This window comes from Saccharothrix sp. NPDC042600 (assembly GCF_040647305.1).
GTDB lineage: Bacteria > Actinomycetota > Actinomycetes > Mycobacteriales > Pseudonocardiaceae > Actinosynnema > Actinosynnema mutabilis.
The window spans coordinates 128035-149362 of sequence record NZ_JBEZBW010000003.1; the positions used below are offsets into that span (position 1 = coordinate 128035).

The 21328-nt window shown below is 72.0% G+C and carries 20 protein-coding genes; 11 read left to right on the forward strand and 9 right to left on the reverse strand.

Translation table 11 applies throughout. The annotated features are described in order from the left end of the window. Positions 1 to 127: 127 nt before the first annotated feature. From AB0A74_RS03985 to AB0A74_RS04000, 4 genes are read right to left on the reverse strand one after another with little or no spacing between them, the layout of a single operon-like run. A complete protein-coding gene (locus tag AB0A74_RS03985) occupies positions 128 to 376 on the reverse strand; it encodes an AMED_5909 family protein (RefSeq protein WP_358247379.1) in 249 nt (82 codons plus the stop codon). Beyond that, positions 354 to 620, reverse strand: coding sequence for a hypothetical protein (locus tag AB0A74_RS03990; protein WP_358247380.1), 267 nt, complete (start codon positions 618 to 620; stop codon positions 354 to 356). The genes AB0A74_RS03985 and AB0A74_RS03990 overlap by 23 nt, the downstream gene beginning before the upstream one ends. Beyond that, positions 617 to 808, reverse strand: a complete 192-nt coding sequence (locus tag AB0A74_RS03995) for a hypothetical protein (protein ID WP_358247381.1) — start codon at positions 806 to 808, stop codon at positions 617 to 619. The genes AB0A74_RS03990 and AB0A74_RS03995 overlap by 4 nt, the downstream gene beginning before the upstream one ends. 16 nt (positions 809 to 824) lie before the next feature. Continuing rightward, positions 825 to 1277 (reverse strand): hypothetical protein, encoded by a 453-nt coding sequence (locus AB0A74_RS04000; protein WP_358247382.1) that lies wholly within the window; start codon positions 1275 to 1277, stop codon positions 825 to 827. Between the two features lie 162 nt (positions 1278 to 1439). Here AB0A74_RS04000 and AB0A74_RS04005 point away from each other — a divergent pair, with 162 nt between their 5' ends. Beyond that, a complete protein-coding gene (locus AB0A74_RS04005) occupies positions 1440 to 2183 on the forward strand; it encodes a DUF5919 domain-containing protein (RefSeq protein ID WP_358247383.1) in 744 nt (247 codons plus the stop codon). A 12-nt stretch (positions 2184 to 2195) separates the two neighbouring features. Next, positions 2196 to 2666: an NUDIX domain-containing protein gene (locus tag AB0A74_RS04010; RefSeq protein ID WP_358247384.1), complete on the forward strand. Its 471-nt coding sequence runs from the start codon at positions 2196 to 2198 to the stop codon at positions 2664 to 2666. On the opposite strand, the gene AB0A74_RS04015 is transcribed toward AB0A74_RS04010, so the two are convergent. The 3 genes from AB0A74_RS04015 to AB0A74_RS04025 all read right to left on the reverse strand — a co-directional run bounded on the left by AB0A74_RS04015 (position 2659) and on the right by AB0A74_RS04025 (position 6454). Further along, positions 2659 to 3246, reverse strand: coding sequence for an HD domain-containing protein (locus AB0A74_RS04015; protein WP_358247385.1), 588 nt, complete (start codon positions 3244 to 3246; stop codon positions 2659 to 2661). The genes AB0A74_RS04010 and AB0A74_RS04015 overlap by 8 nt on opposite strands. Next, positions 3230 to 4651 carry a PIN domain-containing protein gene (locus tag AB0A74_RS04020; protein WP_358247386.1) on the reverse strand — a complete coding sequence of 474 codons (1422 nt, stop codon included), beginning with the start codon at positions 4649 to 4651 and terminating at the stop codon, positions 3230 to 3232. The genes AB0A74_RS04015 and AB0A74_RS04020 overlap by 17 nt, the downstream gene beginning before the upstream one ends. Positions 4652 to 5695: 1044 nt before the next feature. After that, on the reverse strand, positions 5696 to 6454 hold the full coding sequence (locus tag AB0A74_RS04025; RefSeq protein WP_358247387.1) for a helix-turn-helix domain-containing protein: 759 nt from the start codon (positions 6452 to 6454) through the stop codon (positions 5696 to 5698). A gap of 239 nt (positions 6455 to 6693) precedes the next feature. Between AB0A74_RS04025 and AB0A74_RS04030 the strand changes: the two genes are divergently transcribed. Then, positions 6694 to 7359: a DUF4097 family beta strand repeat-containing protein gene (locus AB0A74_RS04030; protein WP_358247388.1), complete on the forward strand. Its 666-nt coding sequence runs from the start codon at positions 6694 to 6696 to the stop codon at positions 7357 to 7359. 25 nt (positions 7360 to 7384) lie between these two features. On the opposite strand, the gene AB0A74_RS04035 is transcribed toward AB0A74_RS04030, so the two are convergent. Together AB0A74_RS04035 and AB0A74_RS04040 are read right to left on the reverse strand one after the other, a co-directional pair. Beyond that, entirely contained in the window at positions 7385 to 7981 is a 597-nt protein-coding gene (locus tag AB0A74_RS04035) for a hypothetical protein (protein WP_358247389.1), read from the reverse strand. A gap of 335 nt (positions 7982 to 8316) precedes the next feature. Further along, positions 8317 to 10329 (reverse strand): hypothetical protein, encoded by a 2013-nt coding sequence (locus tag AB0A74_RS04040; RefSeq protein ID WP_358247390.1) that lies wholly within the window; start codon positions 10327 to 10329, stop codon positions 8317 to 8319. 84 nt (positions 10330 to 10413) lie between these two features. On the opposite strand from AB0A74_RS04040, the gene AB0A74_RS04045 reads away from it, so the two are divergent. From AB0A74_RS04045 to AB0A74_RS04080, 8 genes are read left to right on the forward strand one after another with little or no spacing between them, the layout of a single operon-like run. Further along, positions 10414 to 11406 carry a hypothetical protein gene (locus AB0A74_RS04045; RefSeq protein WP_358247391.1) on the forward strand — a complete coding sequence of 331 codons (993 nt, stop codon included), beginning with the start codon at positions 10414 to 10416 and terminating at the stop codon, positions 11404 to 11406. Further along, the gene (locus tag AB0A74_RS04050; RefSeq protein ID WP_358247392.1) at positions 11399 to 14881 is read left to right on the forward strand and encodes a CHAT domain-containing protein; all 3483 of its coding nucleotides are present in this window, start codon (positions 11399 to 11401) and stop codon (positions 14879 to 14881) included. Before AB0A74_RS04045 ends, AB0A74_RS04050 begins: the two co-directional genes overlap by 8 nt. A 51-nt stretch (positions 14882 to 14932) precedes the next feature. Continuing rightward, the gene (locus tag AB0A74_RS04055; protein ID WP_358247393.1) at positions 14933 to 15757 is read left to right on the forward strand and encodes a hypothetical protein; all 825 of its coding nucleotides are present in this window, start codon (positions 14933 to 14935) and stop codon (positions 15755 to 15757) included. After that, a complete protein-coding gene (locus AB0A74_RS04060) occupies positions 15754 to 16599 on the forward strand; it encodes a hypothetical protein (RefSeq protein ID WP_358247394.1) in 846 nt (281 codons plus the stop codon). The genes AB0A74_RS04055 and AB0A74_RS04060 overlap by 4 nt, the downstream gene beginning before the upstream one ends. Beyond that, positions 16596 to 17033 (forward strand): hypothetical protein, encoded by a 438-nt coding sequence (locus tag AB0A74_RS04065; RefSeq protein WP_358247395.1) that lies wholly within the window; start codon positions 16596 to 16598, stop codon positions 17031 to 17033. Before AB0A74_RS04060 ends, AB0A74_RS04065 begins: the two co-directional genes overlap by 4 nt. After that, entirely contained in the window at positions 17030 to 17824 is a 795-nt protein-coding gene (locus AB0A74_RS04070; RefSeq protein ID WP_358247396.1) for a hypothetical protein, read from the forward strand. The genes AB0A74_RS04065 and AB0A74_RS04070 overlap by 4 nt, the downstream gene beginning before the upstream one ends. Beyond that, the gene (locus AB0A74_RS04075) at positions 17821 to 18993 is read left to right on the forward strand and encodes an OmpA family protein (protein WP_358247397.1); all 1173 of its coding nucleotides are present in this window, start codon (positions 17821 to 17823) and stop codon (positions 18991 to 18993) included. The genes AB0A74_RS04070 and AB0A74_RS04075 overlap by 4 nt, the downstream gene beginning before the upstream one ends. Positions 18994 to 19006: 13 nt before the next feature. Then, positions 19007 to 21211, forward strand: coding sequence for a serine/threonine-protein kinase (locus AB0A74_RS04080; RefSeq protein ID WP_358247398.1), 2205 nt, complete (start codon positions 19007 to 19009; stop codon positions 21209 to 21211). Positions 21212 to 21328 lie beyond the last annotated feature (117 nt).

Consider the following 21328-nt stretch of genomic DNA (forward strand, 5'->3'; position numbering starts at 1 on the left):
AGCGGCAAGGTTGGTAGCCGGTGTCCGCTCCTGCGCCTCACGAAATCATTGCGCCGCAACAAGACGTGCGGCATTGCCACGTGACCTAGCAAGATCACGCGCCCTGTCTAAACAGGACTAGAGGACGTCACTCAGCCGCGAGCGCTTCCCCTTTCTCACGCTCACGCTTTGCCCAGTACAACGCCTCGTGGTGGTGCCCCCGGTCGATCTCGGCAACCTGCCGATAGACCTCCGCCGACCGCAGGTAGAAGACCCGCCACCGCGACAGCGCCGCGTCTGGGTTAGGCATCAGCTTCCCCAACGCCTCATGCGCTTCCTTCAGCGTCCGCGCCGCCCGTGCCACCTCCCAGGCGTCAGGCTTCTTCCGCTGTGCCATCACCCGCCCCCTCCGCCAGCGCGTGACGCCCACCAGCCAACTCCAACCGATCGGCCACCTTCCACGCCTCGCGGGACAGCTCCCGGCAGAACCGCGCCAGGGCTTCTCGCCCACCGGGGAACGGCGGAACCTGCACCGTCAGGTTCACCGGGTCGAGGTAGACCCCTAGCGTCGGCAGCCCGTTCGCCATCACCAGGCAAGCCGCCGCCGCGTGCCCCGGCGTAGCGACCATGTTCACGCTCATCCCTGGTCACCACCCTCAGCCAGCGCAGCCGCCGCCTGGTCCAACGCGAGCCGCAACCGCCCCAAGGCCGCCAAGTCGATGACCAGCACGGCCGGGAACGCCTTACCGAAGCGGATCTCCACCCGGTCCGCGTACTTCAGCGGTACCGGCCGAATCGGCAGGTCAGCCGTCACGTGCAGCCGCACCATGTCCGCCACCACGCGGTCACGCGGCCTTGGACGTGCTCTTGGCAACGACCGGCTTCATGCTCGACGCCCGCAGGCTGTACCCGAGCTTGGCCCGGCACCGGTGCCGCTCACCCCCGTGGCTGCCCCGGCGCGCCTTGTCGTCGATCCAGGGCGTCACCGTCAGCCCTTCGAACACCACCGGCCGCACGTCCGTCCCCGGAATCGCCTCGGGCGGAACCGGCTGGTGAGGTGCAGCGATCTTGACCGTCACCACCGCATCGGCCTTGCGCTCCGCAGCCTGGTCGATCACGAGGACCGACCACACCAACAGCCCGGTCTCCTTGTCCGTCTCCTGCTGAAGCGGCAACCCCTTCGCCCGCTCCTCGGCGGACTGGAACTTCAGCACCGGCTCAACACCCATCACCAGCGCACCACGCGGGAAGACGAAGTCATGCGTCGTGGGGAGCCTGCTCCCACCCGTGATCGCCACCGTCGTACTCCTCTTCAACGGCGTCGGCCGGACCGTCTGCCGGCATCTCGACAACGACCACTCTCCGCAAATCAGCGGGACGCAAGCACCGCATAGCAGGACTTCTAAGGACGTCTGCGCTACCTTGAAGACGTCCCTACTCGTCTCCACACAGGGGTCCACATGGCCAACGAACGCCTCCGCGAAGCCCTCCTCCGCAACGGGCTGGACCTAGACCACGTCGCCCGCGCAACCGGCGTGGACCCCAAGACCGTCGAGCGATGGATCACCAAGGGCCGCATCCCCTACCCGCGCCACCGCCACACCATCGCGTCGATGGTCCGCGAGACCGAGAACTACCTCTGGCCCGACGCCGTCGCCACCGAACGCAAGGCCGAGATCGCCGAATCCGAGGTCGTCAAGGTCTACCCCCACCGCAACAACATCCCCGCGGACCTCTGGGACCGCCTCCTCAACGACGCCACCGAGCACATCGAGGTCCTGTCCCTAGCGGCCCTGTTCCTGGTCGAACGCCCGACCTTCGCCAAGGAGCTACGCACCAAGGCCGAGAACGGCACCCGCGTCCGCCTCCTCTTCGGCGACCCAACCGCCCGCGAGGCAGCCCGCCGCAGCGAGGAGGAGCAGCTAGGCAAGGGAACCGTCGCCGCCCGCATCCGCAACGCCCTGGCGTTCGTCCGCCCGCTGGCCGACGTCCCCGGCATCGAGGTCCGCCTACACAAGACGACCCTCTACAACTCGGTGTTCCGCTTCGACGACGAGATGATCGTCAACACCCACGTCTACGGCTTCCCCGGTGCTCACGCCCCAGCGCTCCACCTGCGCCGCTTGTCCGCCGGCGACCTGTTCGAGACGTACTCCGAGAGCCTGGAGACCGTCTGGGCCGGGGCGAAGCGCGCCACCTTCTGACAAGGTCGAACCATGAGCCGGACCGACTACCTCAACGACCCGAACGCTCCGAAGCCCAACAGCATCCGGGTAGCTGTGAGCGCCATCGTCCAGGACCCCACCGGCCGCCTCCTCATGATCCGCCGCACCGACAACGACAAGTACGCCATCCCCGGCGGCGGCCAAGACGTAGGCGAAACCCTCACCCAAGCAGTCGTCCGCGAGGTCGAGGAAGAAACCGGCATCCACGTGCAAGTTACCGGTCTGGTCGGCCTCTACTCCAACCCCAACCACGTCATCGCCTACGACGACGGCGAGGTCCGCCAGGAGTTCTCTATCTGCTTCCGCGCTCAACCCATCGGGGGCGAGCTGCGCACAAGCAACGAGTCCAAAGAAGTCCAGTGGATAGAAGCCGTCCACCTACCGACGCTTGACATCCATCCTTCGATCCGCCTCCGCATCGAACATGGCTTGAGCGAGCGAACCGAACCTTACTTCACGTGACCTTGAGATTGGCGGCGACTAATAGCGCTTCAGTCCGCTCGACAGCACCGATCAACTCAGGCCCAGCCTCCCTTATGAAATTTGCAATTAGGCTGCCACTTCCATACCTATTTTCAATCTCCCGCATCCGGTCGTGCACTTCCATAGCTTCGCCGCTTGGCCCTGTAGTCATGTCCGCCCACCACAATGCGTCCCTGACCGACGTTCGCTCGTCGCTCCATTCACCAAGTTCCTCAGACAGACCTCGAAGCTCAGCCTCAAGCGCTGCGAACGAGTGATGGGCAACTAGCGCGCAAACTCGCGACGAAAAGCCAGCCTTCTTCAGGAAGCGCGCGCCATCGATCGCATGCATACCGGTATCCTTGACTGCAACACCGTATCCAACGTCATGCAACACTGCAGCCTGATACAACTCCACCCTGTCCAATTCTGAGCAAATGCGACCGAAGACCTTGGCGCGTCGAGCGACACCTGAGGTATGAGCACGTCGATCCGGCTGGTCAAGCAATACAGCGTCAACCAGGCCAAAGGGATTACCCGAGGCCTTGAAAAATGACGTCTCGTCATTCCATTTGGCCAAGACGCCTCCTCGCCTTATCAAGAGCACGGTCAAGAGCCACGTAATCTCGATCTAGACTTGCGAGTCGTTGGCGCTCAGACTCGAGATCGTGCCGAACCGACTCAAACGACATGCCATCTAGGCTCTCCACTTCCATAGTCGTCGATCGAGCGCCTTCTAGCAACTCAGATCGGCGCTGCTCGACCGAGTGCAGGACCCTCTCGATACGTCGCATCTCGGCAAGATCCTCAGCGGCCTTCCCGCCGCCCGCTCCATGCTTATGCAGCCGTTCACGAGAATTCCGGAGCTGCGCTGCCAGCGCAGACCTCATGACAGAAGTCGAGTCAAGCTCCTCCGCCAACCTAGCGGCGTCGAGCCTCTTACGCTTAGGTAGATCAATCATCGCCGACAACTCATCGATTCGACGCGAGGCATTTCTGATCTCGTCTCGGACTACAGTCCTCAGTGACTCAATTTGCGCGATTTCGTAAAAATCTTCCTCACTCGAGGCAGCACCTTCCATGGATTCTTCAGCGTCGCGACTAGCCTGCCCAACCTCTGCAACCACGTCAGTAGAAACGTCAGTCTTCGTTATTGAGTAAATGTTCTTCAGAAACTCCTCCGGCGAATACATGTAGAACAGTTGGCCAGTTGCAATTCGGAACTCCTCACGCAACTCCGGACGCGGTCCGAGTATCTGTCGGCCCACAGTGTCCCCCTTGACTATCCACCACCAGTCCTCCTTATTGTCGTCCGTCACGAACACAATTCCGTTGCCACTCGTTTTGGCATAGTCAAGCATTTGCCGCCAGATTAGGTAGTCTCCATACTTGCGGTCACCTTCCTTCGCGCGATCTTTGTACCCGGGAGGAACATCAAGGGCGTATCGCTGATCGCAAACCTTCCTTATCTCCGCCATCTCGGATGACGCATACCCTTCGCCGACATTGCTCTGAAAAATAGTCGCCAATTGATCGAGGATTGGGTCTGACCGAAGCGTTATGCCGTAGGAGTCGCTACGCTCAGCTTTCGCACCTCGGATGTGTTCACGACCGCGCTCGACAGCGTGGACTATGCGATCAACCAGATCGTCTATCGTTACAAAAGCGTTCTTATTGAACTGGCCTAGCTTACCTTTAGCAACCTTCTCCACGTCGTCGAGTGCAGCCAAAATGGCATCATCTACCGCTAGTTGCTCCGAAATCCTCGCAACTCGATTCGCGTGGAACTCCATGCCTACTTGATGTGGTAGCCATAAACGATCGGCTACATTTGTCAACGCCTCCAGAAACTCCATACGAGCCTTGGGTGAATAGCGGTATAGATTCAACAAGGCGTTGGTGTCGAGGACAATCGTCGCGTTGAGCCAGAGTTGACCAAGCTCTCCCTCGCTCAGTGGATAGTGCCCGTAGAACGCGTCTCTCATGGACGGATTCTGCCGAATCTGGCTCTACGGAATCAAGGCGCGCCGCCTGTGGCAGCGCGCGGCTGGGCGGTCCCTCACGTTGGCACCGACTCCCCGCATCACGGCACGCCGGGCTCCCGCTTCGCTCCGCCCGTCGGCCGTGCGCGGAGTCGGTGCACGTGGTCCGGAGGCGGCGCGTGAGGGTGGCGAGCTGGATGCCGAAGCGGCTCGGAGGTCAACCGGTCGGGACGATCGCGCGGTTACCCGGCTAGCGTGGGCTGGGCACGGCGATCGGCTGCCGCGACGGCTTCGCCGCCTTGCCAACGGATCATGTCAGCCGGCCGGGCTGAGGTCGCCGGAAGCGGCCTGGCGCGGACTGCGGACTCCTCGCGGACTGACAGTGCGGAGCGGTGACGGCTGAAGGATGGTCTGCGCTGGTCACAAGGTACGGGACACCGTGTGCGCCACGGGCCTTCCTAAACCGTGTGTCGCAGGTTCGAATCCTGCCGGGGGCACTCACCTTTCGCCGGGTGAATCAAGCCCTGAGCAGCGGAAACGCGCTCGGGGCTTGATCTTTTCCGTCAGTCCTCGTCGGCCGGAGTCTGCCCCCTTCGCGGAACCACTGCGAAACAGCCAGCAGCCTCATGTGGTGAGCGAGATGGGCTTCCACTCGTGCCTCAGGGCACCGACCGCCAGACCGTTCTCATCGAGCGCGTTGAACACGCACAGGCGGTCGCGACGAGCGGTGTTCCGCCAGGCGAGTTGGAAGTTGTCGGATGTGGGCCAGATGACCGGCTTGGCGGGGTCTGCCGAGTTCCAGGTGATCGAGAGGTCGTCGAGCTTCTGGTGGTTGATTCGATCTGCTCGCCTTCGAAGTCGAGCAGGACCGGGCAGTCAGCCCACCACTCGTCATCTTCCAAGTCCCAGACCAGCCACGTGTCGGTGAGCCGCCGAGCGATCAGGGCACGCATGCGTGCCGCGTGCATCAGGACGTCAGGGCGTCAGCGAGGCCGTTGCCCCAAGCTGGGCGGTATCCCTCGATTCCGCAGTCGGACACGGCGGTGGTTACGCCTTCTCGGGAGTGGCGGGGGGTGGGGATTGGTCCTCTGTGGTGGGTGGGGTGGTGTGGAGGATGGCTCTGGCTTGTTCCGCGGCCCTCGTGATGCTTTCCGAGACGAAGTCCACGAAGCGGGCGATGTTTTGCAGGCGCGTGCCGGCTGGGGTGGTGTGGCCCAGGACGTTGACGCCTTGGCGGGCTGTTTCCGCCAGGCGCGTTGTGGCTTGGGCGCTGGCGATCATGGATTGGTACCAGACGTCGTCGTCCACCACGTAGCGTTCTCGGCGGCGGTCGTCGCGTTCTCTCCTCACCAAGCCTTGCTCTTCCAGGAAGGCGATGGCCTTGGAGATGGACGCCGGGCTGACCTGCAGGCGCTGCACCAGGTCCGCGGCGGTCAGGCTGCCGGCGTCGGTCATGTAGAGGCAGGTCATGACCCTGGCCATCATCTTCGGCGTGCCGGTCTGGATCAGGACCGTGGTGAACAGGTCCTCGTACTCGCGCATCGCCTCCGGGTCGCGGCCGTGCTCCAGGGGCACCTGGCGCGGACCCCTCGGGGACGCCTGCTTGCGGCGGCGGGCTCGGCGTTCCGTGGCGTGGTGGGCCAGGTCCGCGCGGTAGGCGGTGGGGCCGCCGTTGCGCATCACCTCTCGGGTGATGGTCGAGGTCGGACGGTCGAGGCCGCGCGCGATCTCCGCGTAGGCCAAGCCGTCGGCCAAGCCCAGCGCGATCTGCTGGCGCTCCCGTTGGGTGAGCCGTCCTCCTGGCATCCGAGCCTCCGGGCCTCACGAGTGTCCTCTGACTACCCCACCATAGCGTTCGTTCGCCACTCATTGCAACGTTGAGGCGATGCGTGTTGCGTTCGATGGCAGGATTGTTGCAATGATTCTAAGCCGCTGAGCTGCGAAAATAGCGATAGAACGCAAAGGTGGTGTTGTTGGGAGGTGCGAACGCAACGTAGCGTTTGCGGTGTCAGAAACAGCCGGTCGAAACGCCAGGAGTGAGAACGATGCAGACCTTCGCCACCCCCGCCCCCATCTCCGCCCTCCTCGACATCCCCGCCGGTCAGGTCCGGTTCATCGCCGCCGACCGGGACGACACCACCGTCGAGGTCCGGCCGGCCGACCCCGCCAAGAGCCGTGACGTCAAGGTCGCCGAGCAGACCGTCGTCGAGTACGGCGACGGCGTCCTCCGGATCACCGCCGAGGCCAAGAACCAGCTCTTCGGGGCCTCCGGGTACATCGAGGTCACCGTCCAGCTGCCCGCGGGCTCCCGGGTCGAGGCCAAGGCCGCCAGTGCCGACGTCCGCGGTGTCGGGCGGCTCGGGGAGGTCGCCTTCGAAGGCTCGCACGGGTCGGTCAAGCTGGACGAAGCCGCCGGCCTCCGGCTCGCCACGCACGCCGGTGACGTCACCGTCGGCCGCCTCACCGGTCCGGCCGAGATCAGCACCGGCAAGGGCGACATCCGGATCACCGAGGCCGTCCGCGGCACGCTCGACCTCACCACCCGGGCCGGCGACGTGACGGTGGACGCCGCCGCCGGGGTCTCCGCCGCCCTGGACGCCGGCACCTCCTACGGCCGCATCCACAACGCCCTCACCAACAGCGGCGGCGCGGCGGCGTTGACCATCCGCGCGACCACCTCGTACGGCGACATCACCGCGCGCAGCCTGTGACCCCCCGGCCGGCGTTGTCGCCGGTTCAGTGGGCGGAACGTGCGGCCTGCCAGACCTCCTCCGCGTGGGCGACCGCCTCGGACAGCTCGTCCTCCGGGTCGTCCACGTGGTCGGTCGAGTTCTCCAGGAGGTCCACGGCGTACTCGGACAGGGCGAGCGCGGTTTCCGCGAAACCGCTGTCGATCAGGTCCTCCACGTCGTCCAGCGTGTGGTGGATGTGGGCGAAGTAGGCCTCTTCCGGGTCCGCCTCGACGGCGCGCCGCAGCCGGTCGCGGAGGCCCTCGGTGCTCATCGCGGCCATCAACTGGTCCACCAGCCAGTTCTTGTCCTGCGCCAAGAGGTAAGTGCGCAACGGGTCCGGCGGCGGTTCGGGGGCCGACTCCCGGAGCCAGCGCAGGGCGGTGGCCACGCGGTGGGCGCAGAAGGTGGCCGCGGCTCCCCCTGGGCAGGTGCACCGGCCGGTCAAGCCGGAACGGGTCACCGCCAGGTCGATCCGGGCGTCCCCCACGGTCGCCCGCACGGCCGTGCCCTCCACGGCCAGGTGCTCGACCCCCTCGACCAACCCCACGCCCGCCTCGAACGACGCCGGGTCGGCCAGGGCCCGGATGGAAGACTCGCTCACCTCTACCGCGACCATGTCGGCGAATCCTGCCGGCCGGACCACCGCACGAGCACATTCGATCCCGCATTCCGCAGGATTGCGGCGGAGAAAACCGGATAAGTGAGCAAGGTGCACTTGCTCCATTTGTGGGGTCGGTGAAACGTCGTCGTCCCGGCATCCGATCCACCGGACATGGTCGGACCGGAGCAGTGCCGGCGGACCGTCCGGCGGGCGCGGGGAACCCACGCCCGCCGGAGTCGGGGCCGTCACTTGCTGTCGTCGCCGTTGCCGCCACCGTTCATCGCCGATCACCTCCACCCCGGTATGGCGGCCCGGAAGTGGAGCGAGCGGGTCCGTCAGGTACCGGGTGAGGGGGTGAGCAGGGTGGTCAGGCGGGATCTCAGGGTGGCGACCGCGGGGTGGTACGCCGACTCCCTGCCGTCGGTGGTCTCCTTCAGCCAGCGTTCCACCAGGCGGATCAGCTCGTCGGCGTGCGAGAGCACCGGCTCGCGGTCGGGCGCCACGCCGGTCTCCACCGCCAGCAGGAGCACGGGGGCGGCCCGCAGGGCGAACAGGCAGTCGTCCAGGCGGGGGTGCAGGCGGCCGGGGGTGAAGCGCGGGTCGGCCATGACCTGCCGGACCCACGAGAACGCCTGCCCGGCCCACTCCTCCGCCTCGGCCGGCACCAACCGCGCCAACGCGGCGGCGGCGTCCGCGGCCAGGTACAGGCTGCGCGCCAACGGCCGGAAGTCGCGGTCCCGGTTGAACAACCGCGTCCGCCCCGGGATCACCGAGTGGGTGAACAGGTGCAGCGCCGCCCGCAGGTCCGGCTCGGAATCCTTGTTGCCGCCCAGGAAGGCGGCGTAGTTGTGCAGCGGGAAGCTGATGGCGCTGTGGTCCGCGTCCGGGGCGAACAGGTCCACCTCGATGGCCTCCGCGAACGCCGCCCAGTACCGGCGCAACGGGTCGGTCGGCTCGGCGGAGGTGAAGGCGCGCAACATGTTCAGCTCCATGCACGTCACCGCCAGCACGTCGGCGAGGGTGCCGCGGTCGAGCGCCCCGGACGCCAGGCACGCGTCGGCCGCTTCCCGGAGCGCGGTCGCGGTGGACTCGTCGGCGGTGCCGGCGTGCCGCCGCACCCCCGCCCGCTGGACGGCCAGGCGCAAGCGGGTCTCCGGGACCAGCGGGTCCTCGGGATCGACCGTCGACAGGAGCCCCTCCACCTCGTCGAGCAGGGCGGCGAACTCCGGTCCGGTGACCCACGACGACGGCGCGAGCAGACCCATCTGCCGCACGATCCCCATGGCCGCCAACACGACCGCTCTTCGCGCCAGGACGGGCAGCACGGCCACGTGAGCGGGCGAGGGCAGGCGGACCGGACGGGCCATCGCGTCGGCCAGGGCGTCGGCGAACTCGTCGGCCCGCGCCAGCAGGCCCGGTCCGTGCGCCCACGTCTCGACCAGCTCCCGCACCAGGCCGGACGACGGCACCATCGCCTCGACCACCGCCTGGCCCGGCTCGCGCTCGCTCACCCACACGTACCCGGCGCTGTCCGGCGCGCCCATGTCCACCATGAGGCTGATCAGCAGCTCCACCAACCGGTCGCCGACACCCGCGCCGCCCGCGCTCTCGCGACCCTCGGCGGAGGGCAGGGCGCCGGTCGCGTTCAGCCGGGCCACCGCGACGCCGTCGAGGAAGTCCAGGTCGCGCGGCCGGGTCACCGGATCGCCGGTCCCGGGCGGCACGGCGCCGATCTCGCAGCGCGCCTTCGGCCGGGACGCCAGGCGGTCGGCCCACGGGAACAGCGGCGCGCTGAGCGACTCCCGCTGGATCGCCCGCGCCTTGATCGCCGCGACCACCAGGGCCGGCTGCGACCGGTAGACCTCCACGGCGGTGGCCGCCCACGCCGCGATCCACTGCACGGTCGGCAGCTCGCCGCCGTCGCCCGCGCGCAGCAGCGGCAGGGCGGTCGTGATGGCCTCGGTGACCGGCGCGAGCAGGACGTTGGTCGCGGTCAGCACGACGGCCGCCTTGGTGTCCGGCCCGAACCGGTTGACCGTCGCCGGGACGATCTCGTTGGGCAGCGCCCGGCCCGACGTCGGCACCACCGCCCGGTCGTGCACGACCCACTCGCCGTCGTGCTCCCGCTCGCGCAGCTCGGCCTGGGCCGCCCGGGTGGGCAGCGGCGCGCCGCGGGCGATCTCCGACGCGGTGATCGTGGTGAAGTCGCAGACCCAGGTCAGCGGCCGGAACGGGTTCTGCTCGGACGGCACGCCGAACAGCGGGGCCACCTTCCGGGCCAGCCGCGCGGGCACCAGCTCCGACCGCTTCTCGACCACCAGGGGCACGACCGCGGGCAGCAACGCCATCCGTCCCTCCAACTCCAGTGCCGACTACATCACGGTTCCATATCCCACTCACATAAGATCTTATGTAAGAGTAGAAAACTACCTATGAGTCTGCGGCAGACCTCACCCCTCTCGCCCGAAGTCGTCACCGCCGCCCTGGCCGAGCTGCGCGGGTCCAGGGCCGCCCTCCACCGCAGCCACCTGGTCGCCCACTGCGACCTCGGGCTCGCCATGCCCGGCCTGCGGTTCGGGCACGCCGCGCCGGCGTCCGGGTTCGTGCTGTCCGGCGACTGCGTCTGCCGCGACCTGGTGGCCGACGTCCTGCACATCGTCTCGGTGTTCCTGACGGAGCACGGGACGGACCGCACCAACCCGGCGGGAGCCGTCCGCGCGCACGTCCGCAAGCGGGTCATCGACGTGTTCCGCGCCTACCGGGCGGACCGCGGTGCGCAGGTCAAGCCCAAGCAGGTCCGGCGCAACCGCTTCGGCCGCGCCTTACCCGACGAGGAGCACCGCGCCGTGCTCGGCCACCTGGCCGACGAGGCGGGGTACTCCGCGCCCCTGCCCGGCCACGGGTACCTCCTGCGCAGGCTCGCCGAGCGCTGTGCCGCCGAGTTCGGCGAGCCGGTGCCGTACTACCTCGAACGCATGCCGAACATCCTGCGCACCGTCAAGCAGGTGTGCAGCGCCGGGACCCGGGTCAACGTCGGCACCCGGACCGCCCCCGAGTACGTGACCTGGTACGACGCGTACATCGAACGGCCGCTGGGCCGCCGGCCGGACGCCGCCGCCCGCAGCCTGTCCGACGACGCCGCCTGGGCCGCCGTCGCCGACCCGGACGCGGCCCGCGCGTTCGACGCGGTCACCGACGCCGAGCCGGACCCCGACGCGGCCGTGGTCGCCACCGTCGTGGGCCGGGTCGCGGCCGTCGCGCCCGCCGACCAGCCCCGCACCGTCCGGACCGCCGTGCGCGTCCTGGCCGACCGGGGGCTGCTGCCGCCGGAGCGGGCCGCCGCCCTGCTGGCCGACCCGGACCGCCTGGACGACGTGCTGTCCCGGGCCCGCGAGGTCGTCGTCGCCGGAGGCCGTCGTGGCTGACCGGGACCCCGCGGCGGACGAGGCGCCGCACGAGCGCGCGCTGTACCTGGCCGGCGCGATCGAGGTGCACGCCGACCGCGTGGACCCCGCCGAGGCCGGCTCGACCGGGTGCGCCCACCTCGACCGGTTCACCGAGGGCGGCGCCACGCCCGAGGCCGCCGAGCTGGGCGTGCTGCTGCTGGAGTTCGCCCTCGACCGCCTCCCCGACCACCCCGAGGCCCCGCACTGGCACTACCGCGCCGGCGACGCGCTGAGCTTCCTGGCCGAGGAGACCGACTCGACCGCCCGGCTGGACGCGGCCCTGGTCCACCTGACCGCCGCCGCGACGACCGCGACCGGCGACCTGGCCGGGTGGGCCGCCACCGAGACCGCCGCGCTGACCGCGACCCGGCTGGCCGCCGCCGCGCGCGAGGACGACCTGTCCCCCGAGGAGGTCCGCCGGCTGACCGACGTCCTGGACGCGCTGGACCCCGGCGACACCGACCGCGTGCACTTCCTGCTCGAACGCGCGCACGCCCACCGCTGGGCCTACGTGCGCACCCTCGACCCCGCCGACCTCGACCACGTGGTGACCGGGATGGCCGCCGCGCTGCCCGGGGTCGAGGACGTCGTGGAGCGCGTGGACGCGCTGGAGTCGCTCATCGCCGTGCACGAGGAGCGCTTCCTGCTGACCCGGTCGCTCGACGCGCTGGAGGAGGCGCTGACGGCGGCCGTCGAGGCGCGGACGCTGGTCGCCGACGACCCGGACCGATCGCCGTGGGCGCGGGTCGCCGTCGCCGCGCTGAAGTCCGCCCGCTACTGGAACACCGAGGACAAGGACGACGCCGACCGCGACGAGGCCATCGCCGAGTACACCGCCGTGGACGCCGACGTCGGCCTGGAGGACCGGCACGCCCGCGACTACGGCTTCCTGCTGTGCTACCGCGGCGGCGTCACGGGCGACGCCGACGACATCAAGGCCGGCATCGACGTGCTGGGCAGCGTGCCCGAGGACTGGACGGTCGCCGGCGCCATCGCCGAGGCGCACGAGTTCCTGGTGCCGCTGGACGGTAAGCACCACCTGTGGGACGCCATCGACTGGTGCACGCGCGCCCTGGCGCACCCCGAACCGGACACCGACGACGTGCTGGACGTCCGGACCCGGCGGCTGGAAGCCGTCGAGCTCGCGGCCCGCGAGTTCGGCATCGGCGCGGTGCTGCAACGCGACGACGTCCGCGCCATGCTCGCCGACGCCGAGACCGCCGTGCGCGCCGCGCCCGCCGACGTGAGCCCGCGAGCCCGCGCGCGGCTGGCGTTGCGGACGGTCGTGGTGCGGACGCAGTGGATGGCCGAGTTCCTGCCGGTCGGCGACACCGACGCGCTGCGGGCGGCCGTCGAGGCGCAGATCGACCTGCTGGACGAGGTCAAGGCGGCGGTCCCGGCGGCGGACCACGGGGTCGTGGAGGCGTTGTCGAGCCTGATCGGCATGATGCGGCACGCGTTCATCGGCGGGTCCGGCGGACTCGCGGGCGACTTCGACAGCCTGGTGGACACGATGCTGCCGAAGTCGGACCCGGCCGACCCGCCGACGCCCGAGGCCGCGGCGGAGCAGGCGATGACCGCGTACCTGCGCCGGACCTACGAGCGGGTCGCGGCCGGCCGGGACCCGCGGGAGCTGGTCGGCGACCTCACCGCGCTGGTGTGGCAGGTCGACGCGCTGCCGCCGTCGGAGCAGCGGGACACGATGGAGCAGATCCTGCGGACGCTGACCCGCGTCGCCGGGCCGCAGGGCTTCGCCGACGCGTCGCTGCCCCGGCTCGGCGACACCGAGGACGGCGAGGTCGCCCGGCTGTTCGGGACGGCCACCGACTGGCGCGCGGCGCTGGACGCCGGCGACCCGCGGCAGGCGCTGTGGGCGTACGAAGCCGTCGAACGGGCCGCCGCGGGGGTGCGACCGAACGCGGTCATGGAGTTCGCGGCGCAGATGGTGCGCGGGATGACCAAGGCGCGGCTGTCCGCCGTGGTGCCGACCGATCCGGCCGCGCTGGACGCCTCGATCGCCGAGCTGGAGGCGGCCTGGCGCGACGAGGGCGGGCTGGGCGCGGCGGCCGACCTGGGGTCACGGCTGCGGTTGCGCGACCGGGAGGGCGACCGGGCGGCGAGCCGGCGGACGGCGGCGGAAGCCCTGGTCGCCGAGGCCGGACGGGTCGCCGAGCGGTTCGGCACGGACGGCGCGGGTTCGGCGGGCGGCGCGGGTTCCGAGCCGGGGGCGGACGGGTCGGCGGTGGTCGCGGAGCACCTGACCGCCTGGTGCCTGGACGACGACGCGCCCGACGACCTGGTGCGGGTGCTCGAAGGGCGGCGGGCGCTGGCCCTGGCGGCCGGTGGCGGGCGGGACGACGCGGTCGTCACCGGGCCGGACGACGTGCGGGCGGCGTTGCGGGCGGCGGCTGCGGGTGTGCTCGTGTACCTGGTGCCGGAGTGCGCGGCGCACCGCGGGGTGGCGGTGGTGGTGCCGGTGGACGGGCCGGTCCGGGTGGTCGCGCTGCCGGAGTTGACGACCGGTCCGCTCGCCCGGTTCGCGGCCACCCGCGACGCCCGGTACGCCAACCCCACGCCGACGACCGTGCGGGCCTGGCGGGCCTCGCTGACCGACGTCTGCGCGTGGGCGTGGCGGGCCGCCGGCGCGGAACTGGTCGAGGCGGCCGGCGCGGAGCGGCTGGTGCTCGTGCCGGTGGGACCGCTGGGGTTGGTGCCGTGGGTGGCCGCGTGGCGCGAGGTCGACGGGCGGCGGCGGTACCTCGTCGAGGACGTGGACGTGTCCTTGGCGCCGTCCGGCCGGGTGCTGGCGTTGGCCGCCGCACGGCCCGCCGGCTCGGGGACGGTGTTCGTCGGCAACCCGAACCGGGACGACGCGCCGGCCGCGGTGGTCGCGGAAGGACTGCGGGACACGTTCCACCCGGACGGCCGGTTCCTCGGCGGGCACGGGCAGCCGCCCCGGCCGTGGCGGGTGTCCGACGACGGCGCGGGCACGCCGGCGGAGGTCCGCGCGGCACTGGCCGACGGGCTCTCCGTGCTGCACCTGGGGTGCCGCGCGGTGTCGGACGTCGAGGCGCCGCACCGGTCCCGCGTCACCCTGCACGACGGCGCGCCGCTGCCGCTCACCGAACCGGTCGACGCCGACCTGGTCACCCTGGCCGGCCACACGGCCACCGACGGGTCCCACGACGACGCCCGGACGCTGCCGTCGGTGTTCCTGACGCTCGGGGCCCGGTCCGTGCTGGCCACCCGGTGGCCCGCGCCGACCGCCCACCTCGTGCACCTGGTCCACCAGCACTGGCACGGCTCCCCCGGCACCGCCCTGCGGGCCGCGCAACTGCGCGTGCTGGACCCGCGGTTCGACCGGACGCACCTGCCCGCGCACCTGTGGGACCTGGTCCCGACCGACCCGGCCGACATCGACAACTGGGCCGCGCTCGCCCACTTCGGGCGGTGACATGTGAGTCCATTGTGGACAGGAAGCACCGGCCGTCCGTCAAGTACGGGCGTGGTGGGGAACGTGCTGTGGGCGCTCGCGGGGGCGCTGGCCGCCGCGCTGGTGGTCACCGCGTGGACCTGGCCGGTCGCGGCCCGGCGCAGGCGGGCGCACGCGGCGCTGGTGCGCGACGCCGTGGCCCGCATGTGCGCGCTGGGCGACCGGCCCACCCGGTTGTGCCGGCTCGCCCGGGACGTCGTGGACGTGCTGCTGCGCCAGGACGAGGGCGCGGCGGTGCTCGGGCGGACGCCGGGCGCGGACGTGGACCGGCTGGCCAACCGGCCGGAGGACGCGGCGCTGCTCGTGTCGGCCGAGGCCGTCACCGCGCCGCACGCGTTGGGGCGCAAGGACGAACCGGTGGACGACAGCGCGTGGCGGGTGCCCGGCCGGGCGCCGCGCGTCGCCGACCACCCCGAGCCCGCCGACCTGTGCGCGCGGGCGCGGCGGACGGCCGAGCGGCGGATCGGGCGGGCCCGGCTCGTGCTCGCGCAGGCCGACCGGCTCGGCGACGACGCGGAGCGGGAGTGCCGGGAGCGATTGCGCGTGGCGTTCGACCGCGCCGAGGGACAGGTCCGGGCCGCCGGTGAGCAGGGGGACGCGCTCGCCGCGCTGCGGGCGCTGACGCGGGTGGAGCTGCCGGTGCCGGAGGACGGCGTGCCGGGGCAGGCCGACGCGCCGGACCTGAGGGCGCAGGTGAACGCGCTGGCCCGGCTCGCGCTGCGGCACCGGGCGGCGGTCGCGGCCCACCGCGGCGTCCCCCGGGTGATCACCGACCGCGCGACACCGGCCGACGGCACCGGCCGCGTGGCGCCGGCCGGCGGGGAGGAGGGGGCGTGAGCGACGTCGAAGAGCTGCCCTACCGGCGGCGGGAGCGGTTCGTGGACCGGTGGCGGGGGCGGCGGGACGGGCGGCGGCGGCAGCCGGCGTTCGGGGACCTCGTCGAGGCGACCGCCGGCGGCGGCATGGTCACCGCGCAGCACCCGGAGAACCTGATCTGGCAGTCCGTCGGCCGCATGGAGCAGGAGAAGCTCCGGTTCGAGGCCCGCACCGCCGCGGACCGCGCCGCGCTGGCCCGGTTGCGCGAGGAGCTGGACGCGGCCGTCGTCGGGCTGGACCGCGGCACCGCCGCCCTCGCCGCCGCCGAGGCCGAGCTGGACGAAGCCGAGCTGCGGCCCCGCAACCACGCCGAGCTGCTGCCGGAGAACCGGGCCGTCCTCCTGAGCCGGCGCGACGACATGCGCAACCGGCGCATCGCGGCGGCCCGCGGCGACGAGGCCGCCCAGTTCGCCGCCGTCAACGCCGTCACCAGCCGGATCGCCGCGGTCAAGGAGCAGATCCGGACCGAGTTCGTCCGCACCCGCGACCTCGCCCGGCGGGAGGGCGCGCGCTGCGCCGTCCGGGTCACGACCTACTGGGAGAACGTCGTCCTGGTGCACCCCGAGGGCACGCACCTCGCGCCGATGCTGCGGTTCGCCGCGCAGGCCCTGCCCTCCTGGGTGACCGACCCGCCCGACGGCGACCCCGCCGAGCTGGGGCGCGGCCCGGTGGACCTGCACCGCGTCGCCCAGCGCCTGGAGCGGCTGCCCAGCCGCGACCACCCCCGCAGCCGACCGGCCACGCACGCCCGCACCCAGCACACCCGGCACACCGACACCGAGCGCACCGAGGACACCGCATGAAGTCGCTGCACATGCTGCGGGCGTCCCTCGCCCTGCGCAAGGTCCGCGCCCGCCTGCCGCGGCTGCGCGGCGCCCCCGAACCCGAGCTGGACCTCACCCCCGTGCGCACCCGGCTGGACGAGATGCTCGCCCGGGTCACCCCCGCCACCGCCTGGCAGGCCGGCCGCCTCCTGGAGTCCTACGTGGACAGCCACCTCGCGGACTGGCTGGCGAAGGTCGGGGTGCACCACGAGACCGTGGCCACCGAACTCGACCTGCTCGCCGCCCGCGTCGCCGAGGTGCGCGCGCTCTACCAGGTCCACCACGACGACCAGTCCGGTGTGCTGGACGACCTGGAGGGCGCGGTGTCGCACGCGCTGGAGCGGGTCAGCGACCCGGATTCCCCCTACTACCAACCCGAACCCCGCCTCCGGCGCAGGAAGGGGGACCGATGACGACACCGGGCGTGGTCCGGCGCCGGCCGGTCATCCACGGCGACCCGTCGCAGATCGTCGGCCCGCCGTGGACCGCCGGGCTGTACTACTTCGTCCTGCTCGCCGCCGCCGGCGTGGACGTCGTGACCTTCCACCAGGTGCTGATGGCGGCCGTGGACGAGGAGGAAGTGTTCCTCTGGGTCATGGTCGTCGGGTTCACCGTGGTGTGCCTGGCCCTGTCCCACACGGTCGGCCAGCAGGCCCGGCAGGCCGTCGCGACCCGGCACGTGGTGGGCGCGCGCACGACCGCGTCGCTGTGCCTGGTGGGCTGGGTGGCGCTGGGCCTGGCGGCGTTCGTGTTCCGGTGGAACTACGCGGGCGCGGACGTCGCCTCCTCGATCCCGATCGTGATCGACGGCCGGGAGTCCGTCGCGGACGTGGACGCCGACGCGCAGGAGCGGCACCTGTCCGCGATGTTGTTCCTCAGCCTGTACGTCGCCACCGGGCTGGTGTCCGGCGTCGCCGGGTACCTGCGGCACAACCCGGCCGCCCGCCAGTACGCGCGGGCGTTGTCGCGGCGGTCCAAGGCCGCCGCCAAGCAGGCCCGGATCGAGTCCCGGCTGACCGCGGCCACCGAGCTGGCCGAGGCCGTCGAGCGCGCCCGGCGGAAACGGGAGGCCGATTGGGCCGCGCTGGAGGCGCGCTGCCGCGCGGCGGTCGAGAAGTTGAAGGACGAGACCAGGTTCGCCCTGCTGGAGAAGGCCGGACCGCCGCAGCTCCCGGCGCCCGACCGGGGAGAGGACCCGCGATGACCCACCGCCTCACCCGTGCGCTGGCCGGGTGCCTGACCCTGGCCGCGCTCGCCGCGTGCTCGGCCACCGAGACGCCCGCCCCGAGGCTGCCCGACGGCGGCTGCCCGGCCGACGGCGGGCAGGCGTTGACGCTCGTCGTCGGCGCGCGCATGGGCAGCCCGCGGCCGACGCTGCCCGGCGAGGTGGAGGGCCTGGTGCGGACGGCCGCCCGCAACGACCGCAAGGTCCAGGTCGTGCGGGTGGACGGGCAGCCCACGGTGGCGCTCGCCGCGGACGTCCGGATCACCGGCAAGAACGAGACCCAGCGCGAGAAGCAGGTCGCGGAGCTGGTCGGCCGGGTCAAGACCTTCGTCGAGCAGCTGGAGCCCAAGCAGGCGGAGGCCGACGTGCTGGGCGCGCTGTCCGAGGCGGCGCGGGTGACGCCGGAGGGCGGGACGCTGGTCCTGGTGGACTCCGGGCTGGCCACGGCCGGCGCGGTGTCGTTCCGCGAAGCGGGCATGTGGGGCGCCAACCCCGGCGAGGTGGCCGACTTCCTCGCCGCGCAGCGGCTGCTGCCCGCGCTGACCGGGCGGTCGGTGCTGCTGGTCGGCCTCGGCGGCACGGCCGACCCGCAGCCCGCGCTGAACGAGGACCTGCGCGGACGGGTCGGCAGGCTGTGGGAGGCGGTGGTGAAGAAGGCCGGCGCGGCGTGCGCGGACGGACTGGCCGTCGCGTCGCGTCGCGACGCGTTCCCGACCACCGTGCCGGTGACCGTGGTGGCGTTGCCCGAGGAGCCCAAGCCCGTCCCGTGCGGCACGACCAAGCTGGAGGACAGCGGGTCGGTCGGGTTCGTGCCGGACACGGCCGACCTGCGCGACCCGGCCGCCGCCGACCGGACCCTCCAGGCGCTGGCCGGGGTGGTCGCGGGCGGGGCGCAGCGGGTGACGCTGGTCGGCAACACCGCGGGCGGCGGACCGGCGGCGGGCCACGTCGAGCTGTCCACGCGGCGGGCCGAGGCGGTGAAGTCGATCCTGGTGCGGCTGGGCGTGCCGGCCGACCGGATCGCGACCCGCGGCGACGGCAACTCCGGGCCGTACCACGAGAACGACCTCGGGCCGGACGGCGTGCTGATCCCGGCGGCGGCGGCGCGCAACCGGTCGGTCGTGGTCGAGCTGAGCTGCCCGCGGTGACCCGGACCGCCGCGTGACCGCGCCCGCCGACCTGCCCACCGCGCTCGACCCCGGCCGGGTGCGGCACGACGACGAGCCCGACACCGTCCTCGACCCGGGCCGCACGCCCATCGGCACCGGGTGGGCGCGCGTGCTGCCCGCCCGGTTGGCCGAGCGGTTCGAGGTGGTGCGTGACCTCACCGGGTCCGGGCGGCAGGGCGACGTCTACCTGGTCCGGGTCCGCGACACCGACGAGCAGGTGGTGCTCAAGGCGCACCGGCCCGGCTGGCGGCTGGACGACCGGGTCGTGGACCTGCTGGTGCACGCCCGCCCGAGCCGGCACGTCGTGGCGGTGCACGAGGTCGGCGAGGAGGAGGGCCGCTGGTACGAGGTCATGGAGCACCTCGCCGGCGGCACGCTGGCCGAGTGGCGGCGGCGGCAACCGTCCGGTGTGGACGGCGCGGTGCTGGTCGAGGTGGTGCGGCAGCTCGCCGAGGGCCTCGACGCGCTGCACCGGGCGGGCGTGGTGCACCGGGACGTCAAGCCCGCCAACCTGCTGGTCCGCGCGCTGGGCCCGTTGGAGGTGGTGATCGCCGACCTGGGCATCAGCCGCCACCTGCCCGACGGCGAGGCGTTCACGGCGACCAACGAGGTCGGCACCGTGCCGTACGTGCCGCCGGAGTTCATCAGCGGCGGGCGGGTCCTGCCCGCGTTCGACTGGTGGTCCCTGGGCGTCACCGTGCTGGAACTGGCGACCGGGCGACGGCTGTTCGAGGGCATCGACGACGTGCCGCTGCTGCGGTCGCGCATCGGCACCCGGCCGATCCGGGTGGACGTGCCGGACGAGCGGGTGCGGCTGCTGTGCTCGGGCCTGCTGGCGATGGCGCCGGAGGACCGGTGGGGCGCCGAGCAGGTCGGCGAGTGGCTGCGCGGCGGGTCGCCGCCGGTCGCGGCGCTGCCCGCGGTGGGCGAGGAGGAGGCCACCGAGCCGTACGTGTTCCTGGGCGCGGAGTACCGGGCGCGGGACCTGCTGGCCGCCACCATGACCGAGAACTGGGGCGCCGCGCGGGCGTGGCTGTTCGACGAGGACCCCGGGCCGCTGCGCCGGCTGCACCGGTGGCTGGAGCGGTTCCCGGGGTTGCCGCCGCGCCGGCGGGCGAGCCGCCGGGAGACCCGGGACGTCAAGCTGCTGCACGAGTTGCGCGCCGTCGACCCGGCCCACCCGCCGTGGTACCGGGGCTGGAACATCACCCCGGCGCGGCTGCCCGAGCTGGCCGACGAGGGCGTGCGGGGCGTGGGCGCGGCGGGCGAGGTGGTGACCGACCTGTGGCGGGCGGACCTGCTGCCGCTGCTGGCCACCGGGCGGCCGGGCTCGGGCGCGGGCGGCGGCGACGGGTTGACCGGCGTGCGGGAGCGGTGGCGCCGCGAGGAGGGCCGGCTGCGGACGTTGGCGGCGTCGTTGCCGGACCCGGGCGCGCGCGAGGAGGCGCAGCGGATCTTGCGCCAGGACCGGGCTCACGCGCTGTCGTTGGCGTTGTTGGCCGCCACCGCGACCGGCGCGCACCGGTTGGAGCTGCGCCGGACGTTGGACGAGCAGGACCGGGCGCTGCGACTGCCCTGGTTCTCCGACCTGGTGGCGCGCACCGAGTACCAGTGGCTCGCGTTCGCGCTCGTCCCGCACGCGACGCGGGAGGCGGCGCGGGTCGAGGCCGAGGAGCGGGCCCGCCGGGCGCACGAGGCGTGGCTGCGGCGCACCGAGCGGCAGCGGGAGTGGTCGCGGCGGCAGAACCGGCCGCAGGCGCTCGGGTACGCGGTGACCGGCGTGGCGGTGGTCGCGGTGGCGTTGTTCGCGCTGGTCGGGCTGAGCGACGCGGCCGGGGTGGCGACCGACGCGCAGGTGTTCGACGCGTGGTTCGCGGTGGTGGCGGCGTTGGCGGTGGTGCTGACGGCGGAGTCGCTGCTGGCGTGGTCCGCGGGCGGCCGGTTCCACCCGGCGTACTCGTTGCCGGGCGCCGGGGCGATCGTGCTGGGGCGGGTGGCGCGGAACCTGCTCGCGCGGCGGGTCGCGGTGCCGGTGGTGTTGGCGTGCCTGGTGGGGCTGGGCGTGGTGACCGTGGTGTCCCCGGTGGTGGTGCCGTGCGCGGTGGCGGCGGTGACGGTGGCGTGGGCGGTCGGGCGGCACCTGGCGTGGCGGGCGCAGGACCGGCGGGAGCGCGAGATCGCCGCGGTGCCGGGGTGAGCCGCGGTGCCGGGGTGCGGCTCGGCACCGGGGTGCGGCTCGGTGCCGGGGTGCGGCTCGGGCGAAGGCGCGCCCGGGCGGGCGCGGGTTGGTCCGTCAGTAGTCGGCGAGGGAGGA